The 20,720-nt window shown below is 44.9% G+C and carries 16 protein-coding genes and 1 tRNA gene; 6 read left to right on the forward strand and 11 right to left on the reverse strand.

The window, feature by feature from the left end:
- Positions 1 to 61: 61 nt before the first annotated feature.
- Positions 62 to 1,159 (forward strand): CDP-glucose 4,6-dehydratase, encoded by a 1,098-nt coding sequence (gene rfbG, locus ACI4J0_RS00240; protein ID WP_439763807.1) that lies wholly within the window; start codon positions 62 to 64, stop codon positions 1,157 to 1,159.
- Positions 1,156 to 3,426, forward strand: a complete 2,271-nt coding sequence (locus tag ACI4J0_RS00245) for a DUF4214 domain-containing protein (protein ID WP_439763808.1) — start codon at positions 1,156 to 1,158, stop codon at positions 3,424 to 3,426. Before rfbG ends, ACI4J0_RS00245 begins: the two co-directional genes overlap by 4 nt.
- Before the next feature lie 52 nt (positions 3,427 to 3,478).
- Here the strand turns inward: ACI4J0_RS00245 and ACI4J0_RS00250 are convergent, their stop codons facing one another.
- Positions 3,479 to 4,999: a serine/threonine-protein kinase gene (locus ACI4J0_RS00250; RefSeq protein WP_439763809.1), complete on the reverse strand. Its 1,521-nt coding sequence runs from the start codon at positions 4,997 to 4,999 to the stop codon at positions 3,479 to 3,481.
- An 81-nt stretch (positions 5,000 to 5,080) separates the two neighbouring features.
- Here ACI4J0_RS00250 and ACI4J0_RS00255 point away from each other — a divergent pair, with 81 nt between their 5' ends.
- A complete protein-coding gene (locus tag ACI4J0_RS00255) occupies positions 5,081 to 5,503 on the forward strand; it encodes a helix-turn-helix domain-containing protein (RefSeq protein WP_439763810.1) in 423 nt (140 codons plus the stop codon).
- Between the two features lie 59 nt (positions 5,504 to 5,562).
- Here the strand turns inward: ACI4J0_RS00255 and ACI4J0_RS00260 are convergent, their stop codons facing one another.
- The 10 genes from ACI4J0_RS00260 to ACI4J0_RS00305 all read right to left on the reverse strand — a co-directional run bounded on the left by ACI4J0_RS00260 (position 5,563) and on the right by ACI4J0_RS00305 (position 17,680).
- A complete protein-coding gene (locus ACI4J0_RS00260; protein ID WP_439763811.1) occupies positions 5,563 to 6,480 on the reverse strand; it encodes a zinc ribbon domain-containing protein in 918 nt (305 codons plus the stop codon).
- A gap of 20 nt (positions 6,481 to 6,500) precedes the next feature.
- Positions 6,501 to 6,989, reverse strand: a complete 489-nt coding sequence (locus ACI4J0_RS00265) for a hypothetical protein (protein WP_439763812.1) — start codon at positions 6,987 to 6,989, stop codon at positions 6,501 to 6,503.
- The gene (locus ACI4J0_RS00270; protein WP_439763813.1) at positions 6,989 to 8,554 is read right to left on the reverse strand and encodes an AAA family ATPase; all 1,566 of its coding nucleotides are present in this window, start codon (positions 8,552 to 8,554) and stop codon (positions 6,989 to 6,991) included. The genes ACI4J0_RS00265 and ACI4J0_RS00270 overlap by 1 nt, the downstream gene beginning before the upstream one ends.
- A gap of 15 nt (positions 8,555 to 8,569) precedes the next feature.
- Positions 8,570 to 9,025 carry a hypothetical protein gene (locus ACI4J0_RS00275; RefSeq protein ID WP_439763814.1) on the reverse strand — a complete coding sequence of 152 codons (456 nt, stop codon included), beginning with the start codon at positions 9,023 to 9,025 and terminating at the stop codon, positions 8,570 to 8,572.
- Positions 9,026 to 9,040: 15 nt separating this feature from the next.
- Positions 9,041 to 9,781, reverse strand: a complete 741-nt coding sequence (locus tag ACI4J0_RS00280) for a hypothetical protein (protein ID WP_439763815.1) — start codon at positions 9,779 to 9,781, stop codon at positions 9,041 to 9,043.
- Positions 9,782 to 9,792: 11 nt separating this feature from the next.
- On the reverse strand, positions 9,793 to 11,601 hold the full coding sequence (locus tag ACI4J0_RS00285; protein WP_439763816.1) for a hypothetical protein: 1,809 nt from the start codon (positions 11,599 to 11,601) through the stop codon (positions 9,793 to 9,795).
- A gap of 36 nt (positions 11,602 to 11,637) precedes the next feature.
- The gene (locus ACI4J0_RS00290; protein WP_439763817.1) at positions 11,638 to 13,005 is read right to left on the reverse strand and encodes a GDSL-type esterase/lipase family protein; all 1,368 of its coding nucleotides are present in this window, start codon (positions 13,003 to 13,005) and stop codon (positions 11,638 to 11,640) included.
- A gap of 10 nt (positions 13,006 to 13,015) precedes the next feature.
- The gene (locus ACI4J0_RS00295) at positions 13,016 to 15,073 is read right to left on the reverse strand and encodes a DUF5050 domain-containing protein (protein WP_439763818.1); all 2,058 of its coding nucleotides are present in this window, start codon (positions 15,071 to 15,073) and stop codon (positions 13,016 to 13,018) included.
- Positions 15,074 to 15,096: 23 nt separating this feature from the next.
- Positions 15,097 to 16,785: a DUF5050 domain-containing protein gene (locus ACI4J0_RS00300; RefSeq protein WP_439763819.1), complete on the reverse strand. Its 1,689-nt coding sequence runs from the start codon at positions 16,783 to 16,785 to the stop codon at positions 15,097 to 15,099.
- A 229-nt stretch (positions 16,786 to 17,014) separates the two neighbouring features.
- Positions 17,015 to 17,680: a DUF2461 domain-containing protein gene (locus tag ACI4J0_RS00305; protein WP_439763820.1), complete on the reverse strand. Its 666-nt coding sequence runs from the start codon at positions 17,678 to 17,680 to the stop codon at positions 17,015 to 17,017.
- Positions 17,681 to 18,017: 337 nt separating this feature from the next.
- Here ACI4J0_RS00305 and ACI4J0_RS00310 point away from each other — a divergent pair.
- From ACI4J0_RS00310 to ACI4J0_RS00320, 3 genes are all read left to right on the forward strand, one after another.
- Positions 18,018 to 18,093 (forward strand) — tRNA-Thr (locus ACI4J0_RS00310).
- A 116-nt stretch (positions 18,094 to 18,209) separates the two neighbouring features.
- Positions 18,210 to 20,099, forward strand: a complete 1,890-nt coding sequence (locus ACI4J0_RS00315; protein WP_439763821.1) for an OPT family oligopeptide transporter — start codon at positions 18,210 to 18,212, stop codon at positions 20,097 to 20,099.
- Complete coding sequence (locus tag ACI4J0_RS00320) at positions 20,074 to 20,406, forward strand: PqqD family protein (RefSeq protein WP_439763822.1); 333 nt, start codon at positions 20,074 to 20,076, stop codon at positions 20,404 to 20,406. Before ACI4J0_RS00315 ends, ACI4J0_RS00320 begins: the two co-directional genes overlap by 26 nt.
- The last annotated feature ends 314 nt before the right edge of the window (positions 20,407 to 20,720 follow it).

Genomic DNA, 20,720 nt, shown 5'->3' on the forward strand with positions numbered 1-20,720 from the left:
AGGTTTTATGAGGGTTCTCTTTAAATTACCCTTAAATATATTATACGAGGAGCATAAAGCTATGAACTTCTATGCAGATCTCTACAGAGGTAAAAAAGTCCTGATAACAGGTCATACAGGCTTTAAGGGTTCATGGATGTGCAAGCTGCTGATAAATGCAGGAGCAGAAATAACAGGCTACTCTCTTGAGCCCCCTACCGACCCGTCACTTTTTGAGATGTGCGGCTTAGCCGCTCAGATAAATTCCGTAAAGGGCGATATAAGAGACCTTGACCGCCTGATGAAGGTCTTTTCCGAGACGCAGCCCGAAATAGTTATCCATATGGCAGCACAGCCTATCGTAAGGGACTCTTATAAAGACCCTGTCTATACCTATGAGACCAATGTGATGGGCACAGTAAATATCTGTGAAGCGGTCAGAAAGACCCCGTCTGTAAGGTCATTTGTAAATGTGACTACCGATAAGGTATATCTTAACAGAGAATGGAGCTGGGGCTACCGCGAAAACGAGGAGCTGAACGGATATGACCCTTACTCCAACTCAAAATCCTGCTCAGAGCTTGTTACAAGCAGCTATATAAACAGCTTTTTTACCGATGAGGCGTATAAGTCAATGTACGGAAGCGATGCAGCGGCACCCGCAGTGACCACCTGCCGTGCAGGCAATGTCATAGGCGGAGGAGACTTTGCAAATGACAGGATAATTCCCGACTGTATAAGAGCAGCCTCCGAAGGAAAAGAGATCATTGTAAGAAATCCCTATTCCACAAGACCCTATCAGCACGTTCTTGAGCCCGTCTGCGCATATCTAATGATAGCCGCGAAGCAGTATGAGGACAGAAGCTTTGCAGGCTCGTACAACGTGGGACCCGATGACAATAACTGCCTTACAACAGGCAATATCGTTACATTATTCTGCAGCAAGTGGAATGAAGCGAACAATACGGATATCTCGTGGAAAAACGTTCATGACGGCGGCCCTCACGAAGCAAACTTTCTGAAGCTTGACTGCTCGAAGATAAAGAGCGTGTTCGGCTGGAAACCGAAATGGGATATTGAAACAACTGTTGACAAAATAGTTGAATGGTCAAAGGCATATCTGAGCGGCGAAAATGTATCGGAAGTAATGGACCGTCAGATAGAGGAGTATCTTAAATGAAAAAAACAAAGAAGAGCAGAACAGAAGAAATAACAATGAAGCTATCCGAAAAAACTATCGATACTGCCGCAAAATACGCTTTGATATTTATTATCTGGTGTGCATTCATATTTACAGCAATTGCAAAGTACAGCTATTCGGAGGTAGACAGCTATGTGCTGCCGAGTATTTCGTTACAGTACCGCCAAAGCCTTATCATAACCCAGGAAGATATCGACAGGGCAAAGATCGACTTTCCCGAGCTGTACAGAGATGTTGAAACTTATAATGACCTGAGAGCCTCAAAGCTTGTGAAACTGGACGATGACCATTGGATGTCATTCTATTTTCCGGTCTATGCAATTTTGTCAATGCCAGTCAAGCTATTGTTTCAGATCGTATCGATACCCCAGGAAAAATGCTTTCTGATATCGACAGTTCTGATTTTCTCAATAGCTCTTATAGCGGTATACAAATATGCCCAAAAAAACGGCGTGTATAATAATTTAATAATACTTTTTCTTATAGTCAGTCCGATATGGATATATTTTCTTTATATGTCGGGCGAAGGAATGATGGCAGGTCTGGTCACACTTGCAATGGTATGCTGGAAAACCGACCGTTATAAGCTTGCAGCGCTGATAATAAGCATAACAAGTATGATGAACCCCACTGTTATGGGTATCGGAATATTGCTGTTCATAGACTATTTCATCAAAGAATTTATGGAGGATCATAAATTCTTTCTCAAAAAAGAAGGCTTTATAAAGACGCTGAAATTATGCTTATGCTATGTCCCCTCGCTCATTCCGTTCATCATCAATAAGATATATCTGGGAAAATGGAACCCGACTATAAATCGCGGCGCAGTAGTGGGAGACTCCTGGACAAAAAGATTTCTGGCGTATATTTTCGACCTGAATCTGGGAATAGCATCTTTTGCTCTGATAACTGTATTTCTTTTTCTTGCAGCACTTATATATTCGGTAATAAAGAAAAACAGAAGAATGCTTCTGGAATGTATAGCAGCACTATTTACTATCTGGCTTTTCGCATCGCATAAGCACATCAACTGCGGTATGCGTTACTGTGCAAGATATGTAATATGGGTCTATCCCGTTGTTGTATTTGCGGTATGCGATTTTCTTGACCATGCATTTGCGAACAAAAGAAAGCTTCAGGTCATAATAAGTGCATTCAGCCTTATGATGTCTGCTGTTGTGATAGCATTTAACGGCATCAATTACCATTCGTTACAATTCAGCAATGTGTCAAAGCTCATTCTTGATAATCATCCAAATCTGTATGTTTCATTTTGTGAATCCACCTTCAACAGCCGTACGGACCATATGGACGGTGCATACTATTTAGAAAAAAAGAAGGGGTATACCATATATCACGATTCAAAGACAGGTGAAGTAAGAAAAGTACTGTATATCAATAATGCAGATGTAAAGAAACGCATTTCGGCAATACTCGATCCAAATGACGGGACCGATTTTTCTTCTCTTTTTAAAACAGAAGATGACGGCAAACATTATTATATAAATATACCCAGATCCTCAAAGACGCAATTCACCGAAGATCCTGTCAAGACATTGGTAACGGATATATTTGCTGAAAATGAATGCGAGTATGACCGTGAGCTTACAGAAAAAATTGCACTCGGCGTATATAAATTCGATCCCGAGGCAATTGAATATTTATATGACTGCATAGATGAAGACCTGCCCGCAAAGGATATAATTCATAAATATTATACTCAGATTTTCGGAAGGAATGAATCTCCGGACGAAAGTACAGTTTGGTGTAATTACATCAGAAGCGGAAAAATGGACAAGCACGATATTTTTGTCAAATTATTCAAGAAAAAGGATTTTAAGATCAAATACGGAATTTATTACAATAATGACCCTGAGATGACCAAAACAGAAGAGTATAAGCTTTATATAGAAAGCTGGAGCCAATGGAACAACGTTATCCTTACACCCGAGGAGACAGAGAAATATGCAGAGGGTCTGACCGAGCAGTCCCGTGAAACGGTAGATATCATTTACTCCTGGTTTATGAATGATGATGAATTTGCAAATTATACCGACGAGGAATATATCGGATTTCTCTATAACACCTTGCTGAGAAGATATCCCGACCAAAGAGGTCTGAACAGCTGGTGCAAGCAGCTGGAAAATAATGTTACAAGGGAAGAGGCATTCTACAGTTTCCTTTTCAAAGACGAATTTCAAAACGATCTCATATCCGCAGATACGGAAACATCGGTCAGAAGTTAATTCAAAAAATTATGGCTGTCGGAGCAGAAAAAATATGCCCGACAGCCATAATTTATTTTTTTGAAGCAAAGCTCTGATGGAACTGATACAAGGGATCATCTTCCCTTTCGTACATATACATATCAAGATCCGTTAATTTATAAAATCCAATGGTATTCTCAAGGTCCATATAGCTCAGAGTCTGTTCCTTGTCATCGAGCCTTTCCCCGTCATAAAAAACCTTGTCAATACTGCTTGCAAAAACACTAAGCTTAACGCTGGTGCTGTATTCAAGCACGGAATTTTCAGCATAAAATATATGAGTATTTATAAGCATACCGGGTCTGCCCACCGACAGAATGACCTCGTTTCGTTCATCGCCGTTAATATCCGCCGCCGATAACTGGATATACCTGTCATCATAAAGCATACCCGTTTCCTGATTCATGGACATTGCGGAAAAAAGCACAGGGAAATACGTGTTATCCGAAATAACGTGAAAATCGGGTTGAGCATTGACCATGGAGACCACAGAAACACAAAGGCTCCTGAAATACTCCTCCTGCCACTCGGGCTTGTAAGCGGACAGCTGAAAAATATCGTCACAGCCGTCATTGTTATAGTCAAATATCATGGAAACAAACTTATTTTCCTTCAGCGAAGCGGTGTCAATGATAATATACTCCATGGGGATATCCTCTGCAGTTTCAAAAAGCAGTGGCTTTTCCATTTGTTCCGCAGGTATCCGTTCGGCTTTTTCAAAGTCCAGATTTTTAAAATATGACCTGTATGTATAGAACGGGTCCTCCTCTTGTGCCGCTGCCGCAGTTACGGAAGCCGTTAATTCTTCTGTGAACATATCGACGTCATCATCGCTGTTTCGGATAAAAACAACAGCAGCAATAAGCAGCGAAACTATCAAAGCCGAGATAATAGCAGCCTTTTCGTGAAGCCTTCCGCCGTTTAAGTCTTTCAGAACATCTCCCGCGTCCGAATAACGGTTTTCCGGGTCAAGCCTTGTGCATTTAGAGATCATATCGCGGTATTTCTTATCAAAAGCAAGGCTGCCGAAAATACATTCCAGCGTTTTTCCCAGAGCGTAAATATCCGAACGCTTGTCCGTCTGTGAAAAGCCGTACTGCTCGGGAGGCGCAAAACCCTCTGTGCCGAGATATCGCGTGTCGCTGTCAGCGGAAGGCTTGACCGTCCGCGCCGCGTCGAAATCAATAAGCCTGATATGACCGTCATCTGCCAGAAGAATGTTTGACGGCTTGATATCGCGGTGAACTATGCCCAGCCTGTGAATATGGGAAAGGACGCTGCAAAGCTCCTTTGCGGCATTGACCATAGCCTTTTCTGTAAAGCAGGCTTCGGAAATTATCCTGCCCTCGATATATTCTTCCGTAACTATAATTCCCTTTTCATCGGAAGTAACGGAAATGACCTTCGGCATAAACGGGTGAGGATTGTTCCCGAGCAGCTCATATACCTCTTTGCAGCCGTTGCATATTACACGCTTGATGACCTTTTTTCCGTTTTCATCGTACTGAACATATACGCAGCCGCGTTCACTGCCTTTAAGAAGCTGCCCCATATTTTCACCTCCCGGGTCTTGACATTTTCCTGAATTTATGATAGCATATTTTCAAACCGATGTCAACAAAGGGGAATGATCATGATAAAAAACACCGATGAAATGCAGCAGGAAATATTAAACGCAGATAATATCTATGATATGCTGGAGAATAACCGTGAAAGCTTCAGCTGCGAAGCTCTGTCAGACTATCTGAAAAAGCTGCTTGAAGAAAAAAACATCAAGCCTGCCGAAGCTGTACGCCGAAGCGGACTTGACCGCAGCTACGGACATCAGATAATCTCGGGAAGAAAAGCCCCCTCCCGCGACAAGCTTATCGCCCTGTCCTTCGGAATGGAGCTTTCCCTCGATGAAACCAACGCCCTCCTGAAAGCCTCGCGCAACCGCACCTTGTATGCCCGTGACCAAAGGGACGCCGTAATAATCTATGCCCTTGCAAACAAGCTGAGCATTATTGAAACAAACCAGCTTCTCTTTGATAAGTCCATCGAAATAATATCCTGACCCGCAAACGCCGATGCCCCCTGCAAGCTGTATCTCGCAGAGGGCATTTTTTTATAAACTCAGCTTTGTGAAGAACCGAGCACCTTCTGTACGGTATCAATATCAAGAAGATATTTCCTGCCGATGCTTTCAAACTTCATATCTCTGTAAACAGCAAGCTGTTCATCAAACTCGCTTGCCGAAACCTCCCTGTCGTTAATGGTCCTGGTAATTTTATCGGTCATTCTGCCGTCGCTATACTCGTCATTATAGAAGCTCAGGCACTGAACCGGTTCTGTGCCTTTTACGGTAAATACCGTGCCCGAGATCTCGCCACTTTGACTTCCGTACACAGAACCATACATCAGATATCCTCCGTCCGCTATCTGAATATAGCCGTGATCTTCATAGGAAGTAATATATGTAAGCTCGCCGTCGATAATTGTATACATCTCAACAATTGCTCCTGCAATAAATGCATCCGAAACAAACAATTCTTCGATACCGTCATCATTGATGTCATAAAGCTCAAACATAGGAGCAAATGTATTATATTCATCACTATGATCTATAGTAATTTCCTCGCTTCTTATCATGTCAATAAGGAAATCCCCATAGATCTGTTTATGATCCGTGACCTTTTTCACCTCTTCGGTCTCGGCGGAGGTCTGAGTCTCGTCCGCAGTCTCGGAAACAGTTTCCGAAACAGTCTGCTCCGAAAGAACAGCAGCCGATGACTGCTCAGCGGTTTGAAGCTCAGGGTCAGAGCTCTCCGATGATTTTTTCTGCACTAATAAAATGGCAATTATAATTATCAGCACCGCAATAACACAGCCCATTACTATCATAACAGGGTTGGCTTTTTTTGCAGGAGCGGAGGGTACAGCGGCAACGGTGCTGACCTTTGGCGATGGAATATCGGCGGTGAGCTTTTCTCCGCATTTCAGGCAGAATTTGCTGCCTTCGCCATTTTCAAAACCGCATTTATTGCATTTCATAAAAAGCACCTCTCAGAACATCATATGGGAATAACGGATACATTACCGTTCTCATCGACAGTGCGGATACATTTGGTGTAGACCTCTATCAGTTCATAGTGCTCGTCCATCGCAAGGGAACGGGCATTTTCCATTACGCCGGGCATAGGCTGACCGACCTTGAAATGCTCGATGATATACCCGGCAAAGTCCACCATATGCACCTCGTACTCCTTGCCCAGATAGCACTTTGAACAATACCCCACAAAATCACCGGGTATCTCAATAAGTGGAAATTCCTTTCTCACTTCCTCCAGAACAGCATTTATCCTTGTCTGTGCGTCAACGTTTCCCGTATCCAGCTTTGTGAGAAAATCAATATATTCCTTTGAGCGTTTCTGCCTCAGTATCCGCTCCCTGTCCTTTGGAGACTCAAGATAGGTCTTTTTCACATTTTGGGTGTCACTGCTGAGAGACAGGATACTTTTTTCGCTGTTCTGCTCCTTGTTCATAAAAAGAGGTCTTGGCATCAGATAAGCACCTTCCTTGTCTTCGGAGAATTACTGCTGCTTACCGCCTGAGCGCCGATAGGTCTGCCCGATGCAGGCACAGCACGTTCCCTTCCCCAGTTTCTTATAGACTCGATACGCTCGGGGCTGACCTTGGATAAAGGAACAACGTTTTCAAACGCTTCCATAATAGTCTGCTCGGTGTATTCAAAAGAGTCGTTTGCAAGCTTTCTGTATGCGATATCACGCACAGCAGATTCAAGGTCTGCTCCTGTAAAGCCGTTTGTGGCTTCAACTATCTTATCCGAAAAGTCCCCCGCAAACTGCAGCTTCAGATATTTTTTCATATACATCGAAATTATGGTCCTGCGCTCATCTGCCGTGGGAAGGTCAACAAAGAAAAGCTCGTCAAATCTACCCCGCCTGAGAAGCTCGGAAGGGAGCATCGAAACGTCATTGGCGGTAGCAACGACAAAGACCTGCTTTTTACATTCCTGGAGCCAGAAAAGGAACTGTCCTACCATGCGCGTCGAAACGCCGCTGTCCCCCGACGAGCCTGCCAGACCCTTTTCTATCTCGTCTATCCAGAGTATACATGGTGAAACATTTTCCGCCATAGTCAGCGCGTCCTTAAGCTGCTGCTCGCTCTGACCCACATAGCTGCCCTGAACAGTGGCAAAATCAAGCCGATATAAGGGCAGCTTCCAGCTCGCCGATATCGCCTTGGCAGACAAGGATTTTCCGCAGCCGGGAACGCCGACAAGAAGTATTCCTCTTGGGGGGTGAAGTCCCCTTTTCTTCATTTCGTCTCTCTTTTCGGGAGTAAGAAGTGTTTTCTTTTCATCGAGCCATTTCTGAAGTCCCTCAAGTCCGCCGACGGTCACAGCCGAATTATCAACGGATATTTTTTCCAGACCCGAAATATTTGAAAAGAGTCTGTCCTTAGTCTGTTTTATTTCTTCAAGATCAGCCTTTGTGATATTTTTCTTGGCAATAAGTGAAGCGATAACATTCTCCGCCTCTATCTGAGTAATGCCCGTCAGGGAAGAAGCTGCTTCTCTCAGGTCATTGTTATCCCATTCCACAGAAATGCTCGACCTGTAATCGTTGATATAATCCGAGATTATGGAATACATCTCATCTTCATTGGGATAATCAAGCCTTACAGTCATACCCAGCCGCTGCAGCTGATTCCATACGGGATTGTTTGTAAGAACGATAACAACGCCGCCCGATTCGTTTGCCAGCATTGCCAGGTCATAAAGCTGCTTTGCGTCGGAATTGTCCGAGCTGATATCGGGCACCTCGGTAAGGATAAGTGTCATATACTGCTTGTGCTTTATCTGCTCGCTGAAAAAGTCCACCGCGCCGTAAACCGAGCGTTCGTCGGTGATAACATTTCCCGTCTTGATATCGTAAATGCCCTTCGACATCGAATGTACATAAAAGCACAGATTAAGCTCGTCCGCGACCTCTTTAAGGGTATCGAGAGCCCTTGTCCGTTCAATGGTCTCAAAAGCAATAAAGGGTATTCTTGCAATGGAATATCTTTTCAGTTCTTCCTTGACTTTGATAAGTTCACTCATACAGTCTGCCTCCTGTTATCCGGTTATCTTTGATATCTGAGCATTTTTCACCATCACAGAAAGCTTTCCGCTCCTGTCGTTTTTAGCAGAATTTATCAGTGATGATTCAATGGTCTTTGCCGCGTCCGTCACAATGTCACAGCACCCCGAAAGGCTTTCTGTCTCGGCAGCGCAGGGCATGACCGAAAAGCGATAGATTATTTTCAGTTCTCTTTTAAGTGCAGATAAAGCTCTGCTTATCTCCGCTTCACTGCCCCGCGCGTGGGACATATCGCGGTCAAATCTGCTCTGAGCAAGCTTCAGTCTCTCGTTTATCGCCTGCAAAAATTCCTCTGAAAACAATTCCGCAGCACCCGGAACAAACTCAAAGCTTCCCTCATAGGCAGCTTTGAGATTTTCCTCATCATTTATCCTCTCTTTAAACTCATTGAACAGATCACACCACTCGGCAAAAGTTTCAGGCGTTCTCATAATTGATCCTCCTAATTATTTTTTCTTTGCCTCTCTTCTTCTGATAAGAGTATCGGGCGGAGTCAGGTCCCAGTCAGGCATTCCCTTTGCGAAATTATCCGTAAACTTTGACTCGGTATTGTACGAATCCTTTATAGCCTTCCGCCAGTTGTTTGCAGCAGAGGATATCTTCTCCCTTATCGCCTTTTCCTCGTCCTCATTCATCTCGGAAAAAGGAGAAGCGCCCCTTTGTTTCTTTTCGGAAGCTTTCGCTGCTTTGTTTTTCCTGTCGTGCTGAATACTATCCGAAGCACTTTGGCTTTCATCAGTCTCCTCCGCAAAGGGAGAAGAACCGTTATTCGCATTCACAGGCAAAATTACGCTTACTTCATCAAGCGCAGTATTATCAGAAGAAACGCCTCCTTCAATATCCTCATCAGTCTCCGCAAAAGGAGCTGAGCTGCTCTCCTCCTTCACAGGCATGATCTCACCTTCATCATCGGGCAGCGAATTATCGCCTTCAGGGTCCTCGTCCTCCTCAAAGGGCGATGAACTGTTTTTTGTCAAGCTGACCTTTCTCTCGGATATCTCATCATTTTCATCGGATATTCCGGAAGCTTCTTCCGTATCATTATCGGGAATATCTGCCAGATCGATCTTTGTTCCGCATTCGCTGCAGAACAGGAAATCCCCTGTTATAGCGATCCTGCAAAAGGTTATCTCCTGTCCGCATTCGGGACAGAATATAGTCTGATTTAACGCACTTTCATTCATCATATAGCCCTCCTTTACTTCAACATTACAGTTTTTGCCTTATCATCTTCAAACCGTGCAACGTAAAGCTCAGGAGAAAGCTCGTCCAGCAGCTGCATAGTAAGCTTTTCTTCCTTGTTCTTTTTATTTACGATATCAGCCATTTTAAAGACCTCCGAGAATATTCGCCTAACGTCCAGAGAGATACGGGACTGCATATCATTGTATTTTGTCTCAATGTTTCTGCAGGCAGCCTGATACTCCTCCACGCAGCCCTTTAAATTATAATGCACATAGAAACCGCATACCGCTCCCGCAATAAGAGTTGCGATACCGAAAAAAACTGATGCTCCGCCAACAGCTATAAGGAAGCATACTGCCGCAGCAATACCCCATCCCACATAGGTCATTTGGCTTTTCTTCTTTGCTTCGGATAAAGAGCGTTTTGCATTTTCGACCTCGGCAGATCTTTTCTCGGTTATCTCATCTGAAAGACCCGCTAAAACCGTCTTTTCGTTTCTTCCGTCCGAAGTGCTGAATTTAAACCAGTCCACTTCGAAATTCAGCTGTCTGCCCGCGATCATCCTGTTCTTAGCAAGAGTGTCGTTATAAGCGCTCTTTATCCAGTCTCTGCAAAATGCAACGGCAAGCTTGCGGGTGGAGGGGCTTTCAAAATTACTTTCGCCGCCCATAGCAACATCGGACAATATCTGAGTAAAATCGCGTACCTCTTCAAACTTGCTCTTTTCTATCTGAGCCTTTTTCTTAGCCTTATCCTCATCGCCGTTATATTTTATGATATATTCAAGCTCTCTTTCCTCATAGACCTTTACCCGCTCATCATCATCAAAAAGCGTAACAAGCTCCATCAGTATCTCATCAAGCTTTTCCTTTATCTCTCCGGTATTAACGGGAGTGCTCATAATGCCGTCGATATATTCAAACAATCTGCCGTGAAGATATGCCGTTTCAAGCTTAGCAATATAAACATCGTGATTTGTGCAGTGATCCTCGATCGCCTTGAACTCAAGATCGGGCATAGACATACATTTATTGATTATCTTATTCCAGTTGCTTATCTGATTTTGTTCAAAGTCATCTTTTTTAGAAAGGATATCCACCCATTCGTTCATATACTCAAAAACGCTGCTCTGATAGGTATTTCCCAGAAGACCGTTAGCATATGCGTCCAGCATAAATACGCATCTCATATCCAGATTTTCGGGATCCTGTCCCCTCAGATAGCGTACCATCCATTGATTGCAGGCTTCGGAGCGTCCCGCCCTGCGGCATACAAGAGCAAAGAACAGGCTGGTTTTTTCTTCATCAATGTTCAGAGCCTCCATTACCGCTCTCTCGGCAGTGGCGCGGTCATCGTTTATCCAAGCGGAAAGAGCCACAAGACAGGAGGACAGCCAGTATTTCGGCGTAGAGAGCCTCAGCTCCTCGGCAGCGGTAACAATGGTATTCTGACGAACGATACCCACATCTGTGGCAAGAAGGATACCCTCGGTAGTTTTTCTTATCTTATCGTAATTGCCGTACAGCTTTTCTCTTTCCTGCCTTACCTTAACGATCTGTGTCTGCGCCATCTGCATAAGGTGCTGACGTCTTGCCTGGTCATACAGGGTATAGACCATTTTCTGGATATCGTTGACTTTCTTATCGACCTCAGCCAGCTCATTGCGCACACTGTCCACCTTGCCGTCAATAACCGAAGCCTTTCTATGTACCAGAGCGACCTCGGCAGCCACCGCGCCCACAGCAGCTTCTACCTGCCTTGCGGTCCTGAGAGTTGACTGCGTGGTACTGTCTATTTTCCCTAAATAGTATTCATCTGACATAAAACCATTCTCCTTTTATAACCGAAAATATCAAATTCATTCGTTAACGTACTCAGGAAACAATCTTGTTATCTCCGCATACAATTCATCGGCAAATCTCTGCTGAGAAACAGCGCTGGGGTGATAATCCGAGCCGAAGCCTTCATCATCTCTCTGAGAGTTGAAGCGAAACGAGCTTATCCTTTCATCTGAGCTTTCCTCAATGTATTTCTCCGCAGAGCGGGCAATAACATCATACAAATTCGAACGCTGTATCCCCGAAGCGCAGATTATGTAAGAGTCGGGATTTGCCTCTCTTACCTGCCTGATAAACTCAATGTATTTTTCCGAAAACTCGTCCTCCCTGCTTGTTATCCCCCGTGTGTAGCTGTTATCGTTGGCACCGAGAGCAATAACGCAGATATCGGGAACAAACTCCGAATTATCCCACAATTCATCGCTGCGGAAACCGTCCGTATACTTATAAAGCTCGGGCATAAGAAAGCCCTCCGTCTTTTTCTCGCCGTTAGGGGTGTATCTTGAAACTATGCCGATACCATTCATACCGATGATGTTATATTCCGCCCCCAGACGTTCGGCAGTAAGAGCGGCATAGCCCAGCAAGCCGTTTTCGGTGGAGGTCGAAAATTTTTCCTCAGCAGAGGAAGCCTCATCGCCGTAACCGCAGGTCAGCGAATCTCCTATAAATTCGATCCTTATATCAGAAACGGGCGGCGGAGCAGTCTCCCCCGCTGCCACAGTCCTTATCCTGCCTATACCCACAGCCCCGAAGCAGCCCTCGGACAATTTGGTTATCTTAACTCTGTATCTGTCAGCGATCTCCTCATCCACCGCACAGAACACCATATCCTCCGTCAGAACGCCCCTGAAAACTTCCTCTGAATTGACCGTCACCGAATAATAGGAACGCTCCTTTTCATCACATTCCTCCGGTTCCATAATAAGCTCTATCTCAGCATAAGTACCGTAAAAATCGAACTCAGCCGCCGAACAGCTGTACCCCAGATAGCGGATATTATCCCTGAACAAGGTCCTTCCCGAAAGCTTAACGTGCTGTGCGTCGGCATAGCATTCAAATTCTGACAATCCCGTCTCCTCGGTGTAGGAGCCGCCGATAATATCATCAGTGCTTTCAGCCGCTTCGGTATGCTCCGTTTCCGGATTTTCCGACAATGTTACCTCTGCCGACGATACCGTGACCGTGCTTGCAGCTTCCACTTCTTCCGACGCAGCATTCACCGTCTCAGGCAAAGCTTTCTCTGTTTCCGAAACAGCTTTCACCGTTTCGGTAATATCATTTGCGGCGTCAGTCACCATAGCGCCGTTTCTGTCAGCATTCTCCGAATAACAGGAGGATAAAGCCAGCACCCCTATCATAAGGGGAATGATCAAAAAATTTTTCATGCTCATTCTCCTATGATAAAATAAAATAAGAGCTTATTCCGTCTTTATCGAAAGCTATCAGATATGAGGTGCTCTTATCATAAATGATGTAAAACTCCCTGTCGTTAAAGCCGCTTAAATACTGATAGAAATCATATTCATCGATATGATTTTTCGGTATCCTGTAAACGCATTCATAATTATTTTCCATTGCCGCGACAATAAAATAATTTCTGTTCTCATTTATACCGATGTATTTATCGCTGTGATACACTGTTTCATTGAAGCTTACGATGTCTGTTAAAGAAAGGTCTTTCTCGCCCATTGCCACGCAGTACCCCTCAGATACAAAGAACCGTTTTATTCCCCCCGAAATACGCGGAGCAAAAGCACCGAGATACCTTCCGTCCATATCGTAATATTCTATCTGTGATTTATCGTCGGAGGTCCTGTATATCCTGTCATTGTATATCTGGAGATCCAAGCATTTTTTGTTAAGGATAAGTTTTTTACCGCTGCCGTCAGGCTCTGTCCTGTAAAGCATATCCTCCGAAGTGAAGTAGATATGACCGTCATATACTCTTACCCCGGAAGCCTTGCAGTCGGTTATTTTCCTGCGGCCCGTACCGTCCTTCTTGATCGAATACAATTTGTATTCATCGCTTGCATTGCGGTAATATACGGTATCGCCGTCCGCCATCACCATATCGGTCATATCATCTGACAGGTCGTAATAATAGTAGGTAAACATCTCGAATTCTGCTTTTTTCAGCTGCCAGTGATAACCGTCCATACCTCCCGCAAAATAGATATCATTTCCGTCAAAACAGTATGACGAGTAATTTGCATAATTTCCTGCGGTATTTCCGCTCATTATCTTATTTCCCGAAATATCCTTTTTGGCGTTGTCGGTGGCTGCATTGGGAGAGATGTCAACAAAGCTGCTCCACGTGGCTTTCGGAATAACAAAATCCGTGTATTTATACATATAGCCATTACCCAGCAGATAAAAATAGCTTACAGTCAACGAGTTTCCGTCATATTTCCAGGAATTTGTCTCCAGCCACGGGTTTTCCTCTATCTGTTCCTCAAAATAAGAACGGTCCATATCGGGAGAAAGGATATATTTCTCATCGCCGAAAAGAGCATTGGTATTATCATAAACAATACCCTTCATATAAGCGTCAACAGTATCAAAAAAGCCCTCTTTATCCGTAATAAGGTCACTGAAAGAAAGCTCTCTGCCCGATGAAACATCAAATATATATGTACTTACCGAGCCGAATATCGAGCTGCTTGTTCCTCCGCCCATATCATCGTAATATTCTATGGATACAAAAAGAAGATCGTTCTCAAAATAAACATTCTCAACAGTTCGTGTGCTTTCGGTATCACCAAAACTCCAAGTTGGCTTAAAGTCGATCCTTTTAAGGTCATACATTTCAATTTGATCGGATATATCCCCATAGGAATAATCGCTCAGAGCCTGATTTATCTTATCGGACGCAGACTTATTACCCGATATTTCTATATAAGGGATAAAATAGGAATAGGTTGAATAATGCTCGTCCCACTTATAGTATTCCGTGTTCGTTTCAAAAACCGCTCTGCCCTTCGGAAAGTCAAATACCAAAGGCTCTGCCGCTTCTGTCACAGCTTCGGTAAGAGGTTCGGTCGCCGTCTCTGTCTTAACGGCAGTGGTTGTGACCTGCTTTGATGTCTGAGCTTCGGCAGAGGTCTGAGTCGCAGCTGTTGTGATTACTGCGTTTTCAGAAACAGAAGCTTCCGTTTCAGTCGGATTGTCTGTCTGTTCGGAAACATCAATTTTGTTATCCGACAGACCGCCGGGACTCGGGATAAAAATCGCCCCTGCAACAATAAGGACCGCAGCCGCAGCAGCTCCTATAATGATTTTTTTACTGCCCGCCTTTGCTTTCACAGGCTCTGAAGGAGCCGAAAACGAAACAGTCTCCGCTGTTGTGTTCTCGGGCTTTGCAGTCTGCTGCCCGTCAGAGATGAGCTTAGTGCCGCATTTAAGGCAGAACTTGCTGTTTTCCTTATTTTCAAATCCGCATTCCGGACATATCATTTTGCCATACCCCCAATATCACTTTACAATACAAACCGATGCCATTTTCCTTCAAGATCCGCCTGATAAATACAATATTGATGGGCGCCATATTCAACCACGTAGAAATAGCTGTTTATCATCTCCGGCAGCTCATAATTCCAGATAGCCTCGGAATTTGTAAATTCGCGCAAAGGAATTTTTGCCAGACGTACCGTGCCGTTATCGTCATAGCATATATAAATATAATAATAGTCAGCATTTATTCCGCCGCACTCAACGGAATACTTAACAGTGATACTCGGGTCCTCAAGGCTTATTATCACAACAAACGGCTCATCATTATCCGTGTAATATCCTCTGGCGATAAGCACTCCGTTCTGGATAAAGAAATTATCGATATGCATCGGCCTGTTGTCAAGATACATATGGTCTAAAACACTTCCGCCGTTAATGTCATATATATCCAGACAGGAGTCATCGGGAGAAATGCAGTATATCATACCCTTGTAGAAGCTTGGGAGATAGCAGTAAGCGTCGATTATCTTGGTTTTTCCCGAGCCGTCCCTGTTCATTCTCCAGAACTTTTTATCCGATGAATAATAGATATAGTCGCCGTATAATCTGACATTTGAAGCACGTGTGTCGGTCAGCTTTATACGCTCGGAGCCATCTGTCGAAACGCGGTACAGCGCACAGTCATCGCCGCTGTTGCGGTAATATATGTAAGAATAGTCGGCGCCTCCGTCTTCATACAAAACCATATCCGACAGGTCATTTACAACTATCCTGTCCTCCGAATAGTCGAAGTTGCCTGACCTTACCTTCCAGCTCGTATAATCTTCACCGCCGCAGTAGATAACACCATACGGTATGCCGCACTCAGTTTTGCTTACATAAGCCGAAAAGTTAGCATAATTTCCCTCTGTGTTGCCATCATAATAATAATACATTTCATTGGACTCCGGAAGTAAATTATGTGATAAAGTCTGCTTCAGATAAGGAGCGACCTCGTATATTGGTACGTACACACTGTAAGAAGCTTCGATATATCCGGGACCGTAAATGCAGAAACAAAAATCATCTGCCTGACCGTGATCATCTCCGAAGCTCCAGTAATAAGAATAACAGTTATATAAAAACTGCTCATAATCCAGCAGACCGTAGCTGTGATCAGCAGCGATCTGCGCTACAGCCTCCATATTTGTAAACACATCGTAAAGACTGTACTTATCGCTTGAAACATCGGAAAGCCACTCATACTGAGAATACAGCTCATCCTTCACCGAAGGGTCATTATGCAGACCAATTTCAGCCGCAGAAGTTTCGGACACAGCTTCCACAGCGGTTTTCGAAGTCTGAGCAGTCGTTACGGGAGCTGCGGTCGTCTCAGCCGTCTCCGCAATTTCGGCAGCTGTCATTGCCATGGAGCTGTCTGTGCTTTCGGCAACAGCAATATCGTTGTCCGAAGTATTGTTATTTACAGCAATGACTCCCGCAGCAATGCCGATAACAGCCACAGCAGCTATCCCAATAAAAACAGGCTTTTTACCCGCAGGAACCGTATTCTGCACCTGTCCGGGAATATTTTCGGGCACCTCATTTCCCGTCTTGCGAAGGTCTGCCTTCTCCTCCGCGGGCATCTTGTTTCCGCACTTAATGCAGAACTTGCTGTTTTCCTTATTTTCAAATCCGCAGCTTGAACACTTCATAAGCTCTTCTTCCTTATCCATAAAACATTATCCTGCGCATAATTATCGCCGAATTTATTTGCATTTCCAACAAAAAAGCAATGTTTTCCCTTATTATATCACAGCATAATACATAATGTCAACATTTTCCGAAAAATTTTATTCTTACGAAAACAGTAAACATAACGCGCAGGCATATGCTCAGGATATCGTCACCGAATAAAAAAACAGCTCCCCGCAATGCACTGCAGAGAGCCGCTCTGATCTGTGTTTACCTGTCGGCGGAAAGCTCTTCGGCTTTGATAAAGAAGTCATAAACAGGGGCAATGCTGTTAAGGTCCTCAGCAATTTTTTCGGGAAGCCTGTCCGAAAAAAGCAGCTCCCAGTCCTTGCTCAGAGCAGACAGACCGATGTTTTTCCTGTTGAGCCAATTTTTCTTTTCGGGGCTTTCATCGGGAAATTTATCGCGCTTGTACATATCGCCGTAAAGCTCAAAGACCTCCTGAGACTCAAATGCCTCCAGAGCCGCAGCAAAAAAAGGGCTGTCATTTAAAATCATGCTCCGCATATCATTCATAGTCTCTGCAGAAGCCATATAAAAGCCGCAGCCGTACTCAAAGCCTTTTTCGGAGATCTCGAAATAAAAGGCAGGCAGCGATTTGAAAAGATCCCTGCCTCTGCTGAATGTGCACCACATATTCTGCCTGAATATGGATTTACCGCGAGCATATCTGGCGTCACGAAATATCCGTGATATTTTCACATGGGAAATATGCTCGTCAATGCTTTTCACAGCAGGGGTCAGCGCCTCGGTGAACTCCTTAAACGGCTTAGCTACGAAAGTCTCATATTGGTACCGATGGTCGTGGAACCAGCTTTTGCTGTCATTGAGACTGTTTTCAAACAAAAAATCAATTGTTGCGGGTGTAAATGACATAAATATGACCATTCCTTTCCTGAGAGTTTTGTGTTTTCCGTAAGGAAATCTTTGGCGTCAGCCAAAGAAACAAAACTCGGAAGTTTGAAAATCTTTGATTTTCAAACTTAGAACCTGTCTTCACAAGAAATGTGTGCGGATCTTCGAGCATAATTTTGTTGCAGGCAAAATTTGCCGAAAAGACGTGTGCATATGCTTGTGAAGACGTGTTCTTATCCCTCCGAAATAATTATACTACAGAAAAAAATCTGCGTAAAGGCTTTTTTTGAGAAAAAACTATTGACTTTTTCCCCGAATTATAATATAATATATTCAGCGTTTGTTGCGCCGAAAATATGCTAGTGTAGCACAGTTGGTAGTGCAGCTCATTCGTAATGAGCAGGTCGCGTGTTCGAGTCACGTCACTAGCTCCACGTATTGAAGCCGTTTGCGAGGTTCGCAGGCGGCTTTTTTATCATATTCTCCCCGAATAATCCAAATCTCCCTGCAAATAATATCAAAAGGTATTATAGGCAAGGAGATTTGTTTTATGAAAAAGGAACAGGAACATAAGCCCTACATACCTGCGGAGAAGATAACTCCCGAATTCACCGTAACTTCGGTAATTTCGGGAATTATCCTTGCGGTAGTGTTCGGGGCGGCAAACGCATATCTGGGACTGAGAGTGGGACTTACCGTCTCCGCATCTATCCCTGCGGCAGTGATATCCATGGGAGTAATAAGAGGACTTCTGAAACGGGACTCCATATTAGAGAGCAATATGGTTCAGACCATAGGCTCCGCAGGAGAATCCATTGCCGCAGGAGCCATATTCACCATACCCGCTCTTTTCCTCTGGGCAAAGGAAGGCACAGCGCCATATCCGGACCTGTGGGAGATATTTCTCATCGCCCTCTGCGGCGGACTGCTGGGAGTGGCATTTATGATACCCCTCAGAAATGCCCTTATCGTCAAAGAGCACGGCGTCCTCCCCTATCCCGAAGGAACAGCCTGCGCCGAGGTGCTCCTTGCGGGAGAAGAGGGCGGAAAGGGCGCAGGCAGCGTCTTTTCGGGAATGGGCATAGCCGCTCTTGTGAAGCTGATAACAGACGGACTTCGCATTGCCTCGGGAGCGCTGACCGTTCCCGTAAAAGCATTAAAGACCCATTTCTCCGCCCAGATATACCCCGCTCTGCTGGGAGTGGGATATATCTGCGGAGCAAAAATTTCCTCATATATGTTCGCAGGAGGACTGCTTGGCTGGTTCGTGCTTATCCCCGCCATAGCCATATTCGGAGGAGATACGGTGCTCTATCCCGGCACCGTGCCCATCTCACAGATGTATGAAACAGGCGGCGCATCGGCTATCTGGAGCAGCTATATCCGCTATATGGGAGCAGGAGCAGTGGCGGCAGGCGGAATTGTCAGCCTTATAAGGTCACTTCCCCTCATATTTTCTGCATTCGGCGCGTCGGTCAAGGGCTTTGGCAGCAAAGGGAGCAGCAGCCGCACCGATAAAAACCTTGATATCCGCGTTACCGCAGTCATAGCCGCCCTGGTCATACTTCTCCTGTGGCTCTATCCGGGAATACCCATATCCCTTGCAGGCACAGCATTTATCGTCATATTCGGCTTTTTCTTTGCCACAATCTCCTCAAGAATGACAGGACTTGTGGGCAGCAGCAACAATCCCGTTTCGGGAATGACCATAGCAACGCTCCTTGTATGCACCCTGCTCTTAAAGCTGTCGGGCGAAACGGGCAGCAGAGGAATGACCGCCGCCATTGCCATAGGCTCTGTAATATGCATGATAGCGTCAGTCGCAGGAGACACCTCTCAGGACCTTAAAACGGGATTTATCTTAGGCGCCACCCCCGTTAAGCAGCAGATAGGCGAGCTTATCGGAGTGTTCTCGGCAGCGGCAGCCATCGGCGGAGTAATGCTCCTGCTTGATGCAGCATGGGGCTTCGGCTCGGAAGCCCTTGCGGCTCCCCAGGCTACCCTTATGAAAATGATAGTCGAGGGAGTAATGGAGGGCACACTGCCCTGGGCGCTGGTGTTTATGGGCGTGTTCATCGCCCTTACTGTGGAGCTTTTAGGCATACCCGTCCTTCCCGTAGCCATAGGCTTGTACCTTCCCCTGGAGCTTACGGCAGCCATAATGATAGGAGGACTTGTCCGCCTTGCCGCCGAGCGCCGCAGAAAAGCCTCCTCATCGGGAATACTCTTCTGCTCGGGGCTTATCGCAGGAGAGGGGCTTGCAGGCATACTCCTTGCCCTCCTTGCGGTATTCGGCATAAGCGAAAATATTGACATTTCGGATAAGCTCAGTCTCGGAAGCGTTGGCACCGTAATTCTTCTCGTTCTGATAATATTCTTGATTTTCTGCGCAGCGGCAAAGGAGGATATGACAAATGAAAAAACGGATAACTCCCGATAATATCCCCCTGCCCGCAAAGGACCTATGCACCGAATGCAGCAGCTCGGGCAGCGTTACTATCTTAATGCATAACAACGGCATATTCGACCGCATCGTCCAAAAGCTTTTCGGCAGACCGAAAATATCCCGCATACACCTTGACGAAACGGGAAGCTTTGTCTGGAGCTGTATCGACGGCAGCAGCATAACGGAAATAGGCAGCAAAGTAAAGGAGCGGTTCGGAAGCGAAGCGGAGCCTCTTTATCCGAGGCTCATACTGTTTTTCACCCTGCTGCGGGACTGCGGATTTGTGGAAATAACGAAATAATACTATAAATTAAAATCGACTATTTGACATATACTGCAGAAAAAAAACGATTTAGAATTATAGCAAGACACAGAAATAGACTGACAAAAGAAGGCGAGTTCTGTCATCCGGAAAGGAAGTTTGATGCTGAGTTGGCGTATTATAGCCGCCGTATTCTGTCCAAAGGTTAATTAGTATTGTACAAAAAATCTCCGCCTTGATTTTTCAAAGCGGAGATTTCAGTCTGTCGAAAAAGAAATGAACATTGTATAATTTGCACAACCCTATATAAAAATTGCTTTATCCAAAACGTTCCACCGGAACGTTTTGGAGGG

It is taken from the genome of Huintestinicola sp., from assembly GCF_051882455.1.
Classification (GTDB): domain Bacteria; phylum Bacillota; class Clostridia; order Oscillospirales; family Ruminococcaceae; genus Huintestinicola.

Coding starts and splice junctions, on each gene's coding strand:
- ACI4J0_RS00265 (WP_439763812.1), bottom strand. CDS start 6,989: ATGCCAAGACCTCTTTTTATGAACAAGGAGCAGAACAGCGAAAAAAGT.
- ACI4J0_RS00245 (WP_439763808.1), top strand. CDS start 1,156: ATGAAAAAAACAAAGAAGAGCAGAACAGAAGAAATAACAATGAAGCTA.
- ACI4J0_RS00280 (WP_439763815.1), bottom strand. CDS start 9,781: ATGATGAATGAAAGTGCGTTAAATCAGACTATATTCTGTCCCGAATGC.
- rfbG (WP_439763807.1), top strand. CDS start 62: ATGAACTTCTATGCAGATCTCTACAGAGGTAAAAAAGTCCTGATAACA.
- ACI4J0_RS00300 (WP_439763819.1), bottom strand. CDS start 16,785: ATGGATAAGGAAGAAGAGCTTATGAAGTGTTCAAGCTGCGGATTTGAA.
- ACI4J0_RS00320 (WP_439763822.1), top strand. CDS start 20,074: ATGAAAAAACGGATAACTCCCGATAATATCCCCCTGCCCGCAAAGGAC.
- ACI4J0_RS00250 (WP_439763809.1), bottom strand. CDS start 4,999: ATGGGGCAGCTTCTTAAAGGCAGTGAACGCGGCTGCGTATATGTTCAG.
- ACI4J0_RS00305 (WP_439763820.1), bottom strand. CDS start 17,680: ATGTCATTTACACCCGCAACAATTGATTTTTTGTTTGAAAACAGTCTC.
- ACI4J0_RS00255 (WP_439763810.1), top strand. CDS start 5,081: ATGATAAAAAACACCGATGAAATGCAGCAGGAAATATTAAACGCAGAT.
- ACI4J0_RS00295 (WP_439763818.1), bottom strand. CDS start 15,073: ATGATATGTCCGGAATGCGGATTTGAAAATAAGGAAAACAGCAAGTTC.
- ACI4J0_RS00290 (WP_439763817.1), bottom strand. CDS start 13,005: ATGAAAAATTTTTTGATCATTCCCCTTATGATAGGGGTGCTGGCTTTA.
- ACI4J0_RS00275 (WP_439763814.1), bottom strand. CDS start 9,025: ATGAGAACGCCTGAAACTTTTGCCGAGTGGTGTGATCTGTTCAATGAG.
- ACI4J0_RS00260 (WP_439763811.1), bottom strand. CDS start 6,480: ATGAAATGCAATAAATGCGGTTTTGAAAATGGCGAAGGCAGCAAATTC.
- ACI4J0_RS00315 (WP_439763821.1), top strand. CDS start 18,210: ATGAAAAAGGAACAGGAACATAAGCCCTACATACCTGCGGAGAAGATA.
- ACI4J0_RS00285 (WP_439763816.1), bottom strand. CDS start 11,601: ATGTCAGATGAATACTATTTAGGGAAAATAGACAGTACCACGCAGTCA.
- ACI4J0_RS00270 (WP_439763813.1), bottom strand. CDS start 8,554: ATGAGTGAACTTATCAAAGTCAAGGAAGAACTGAAAAGATATTCCATT.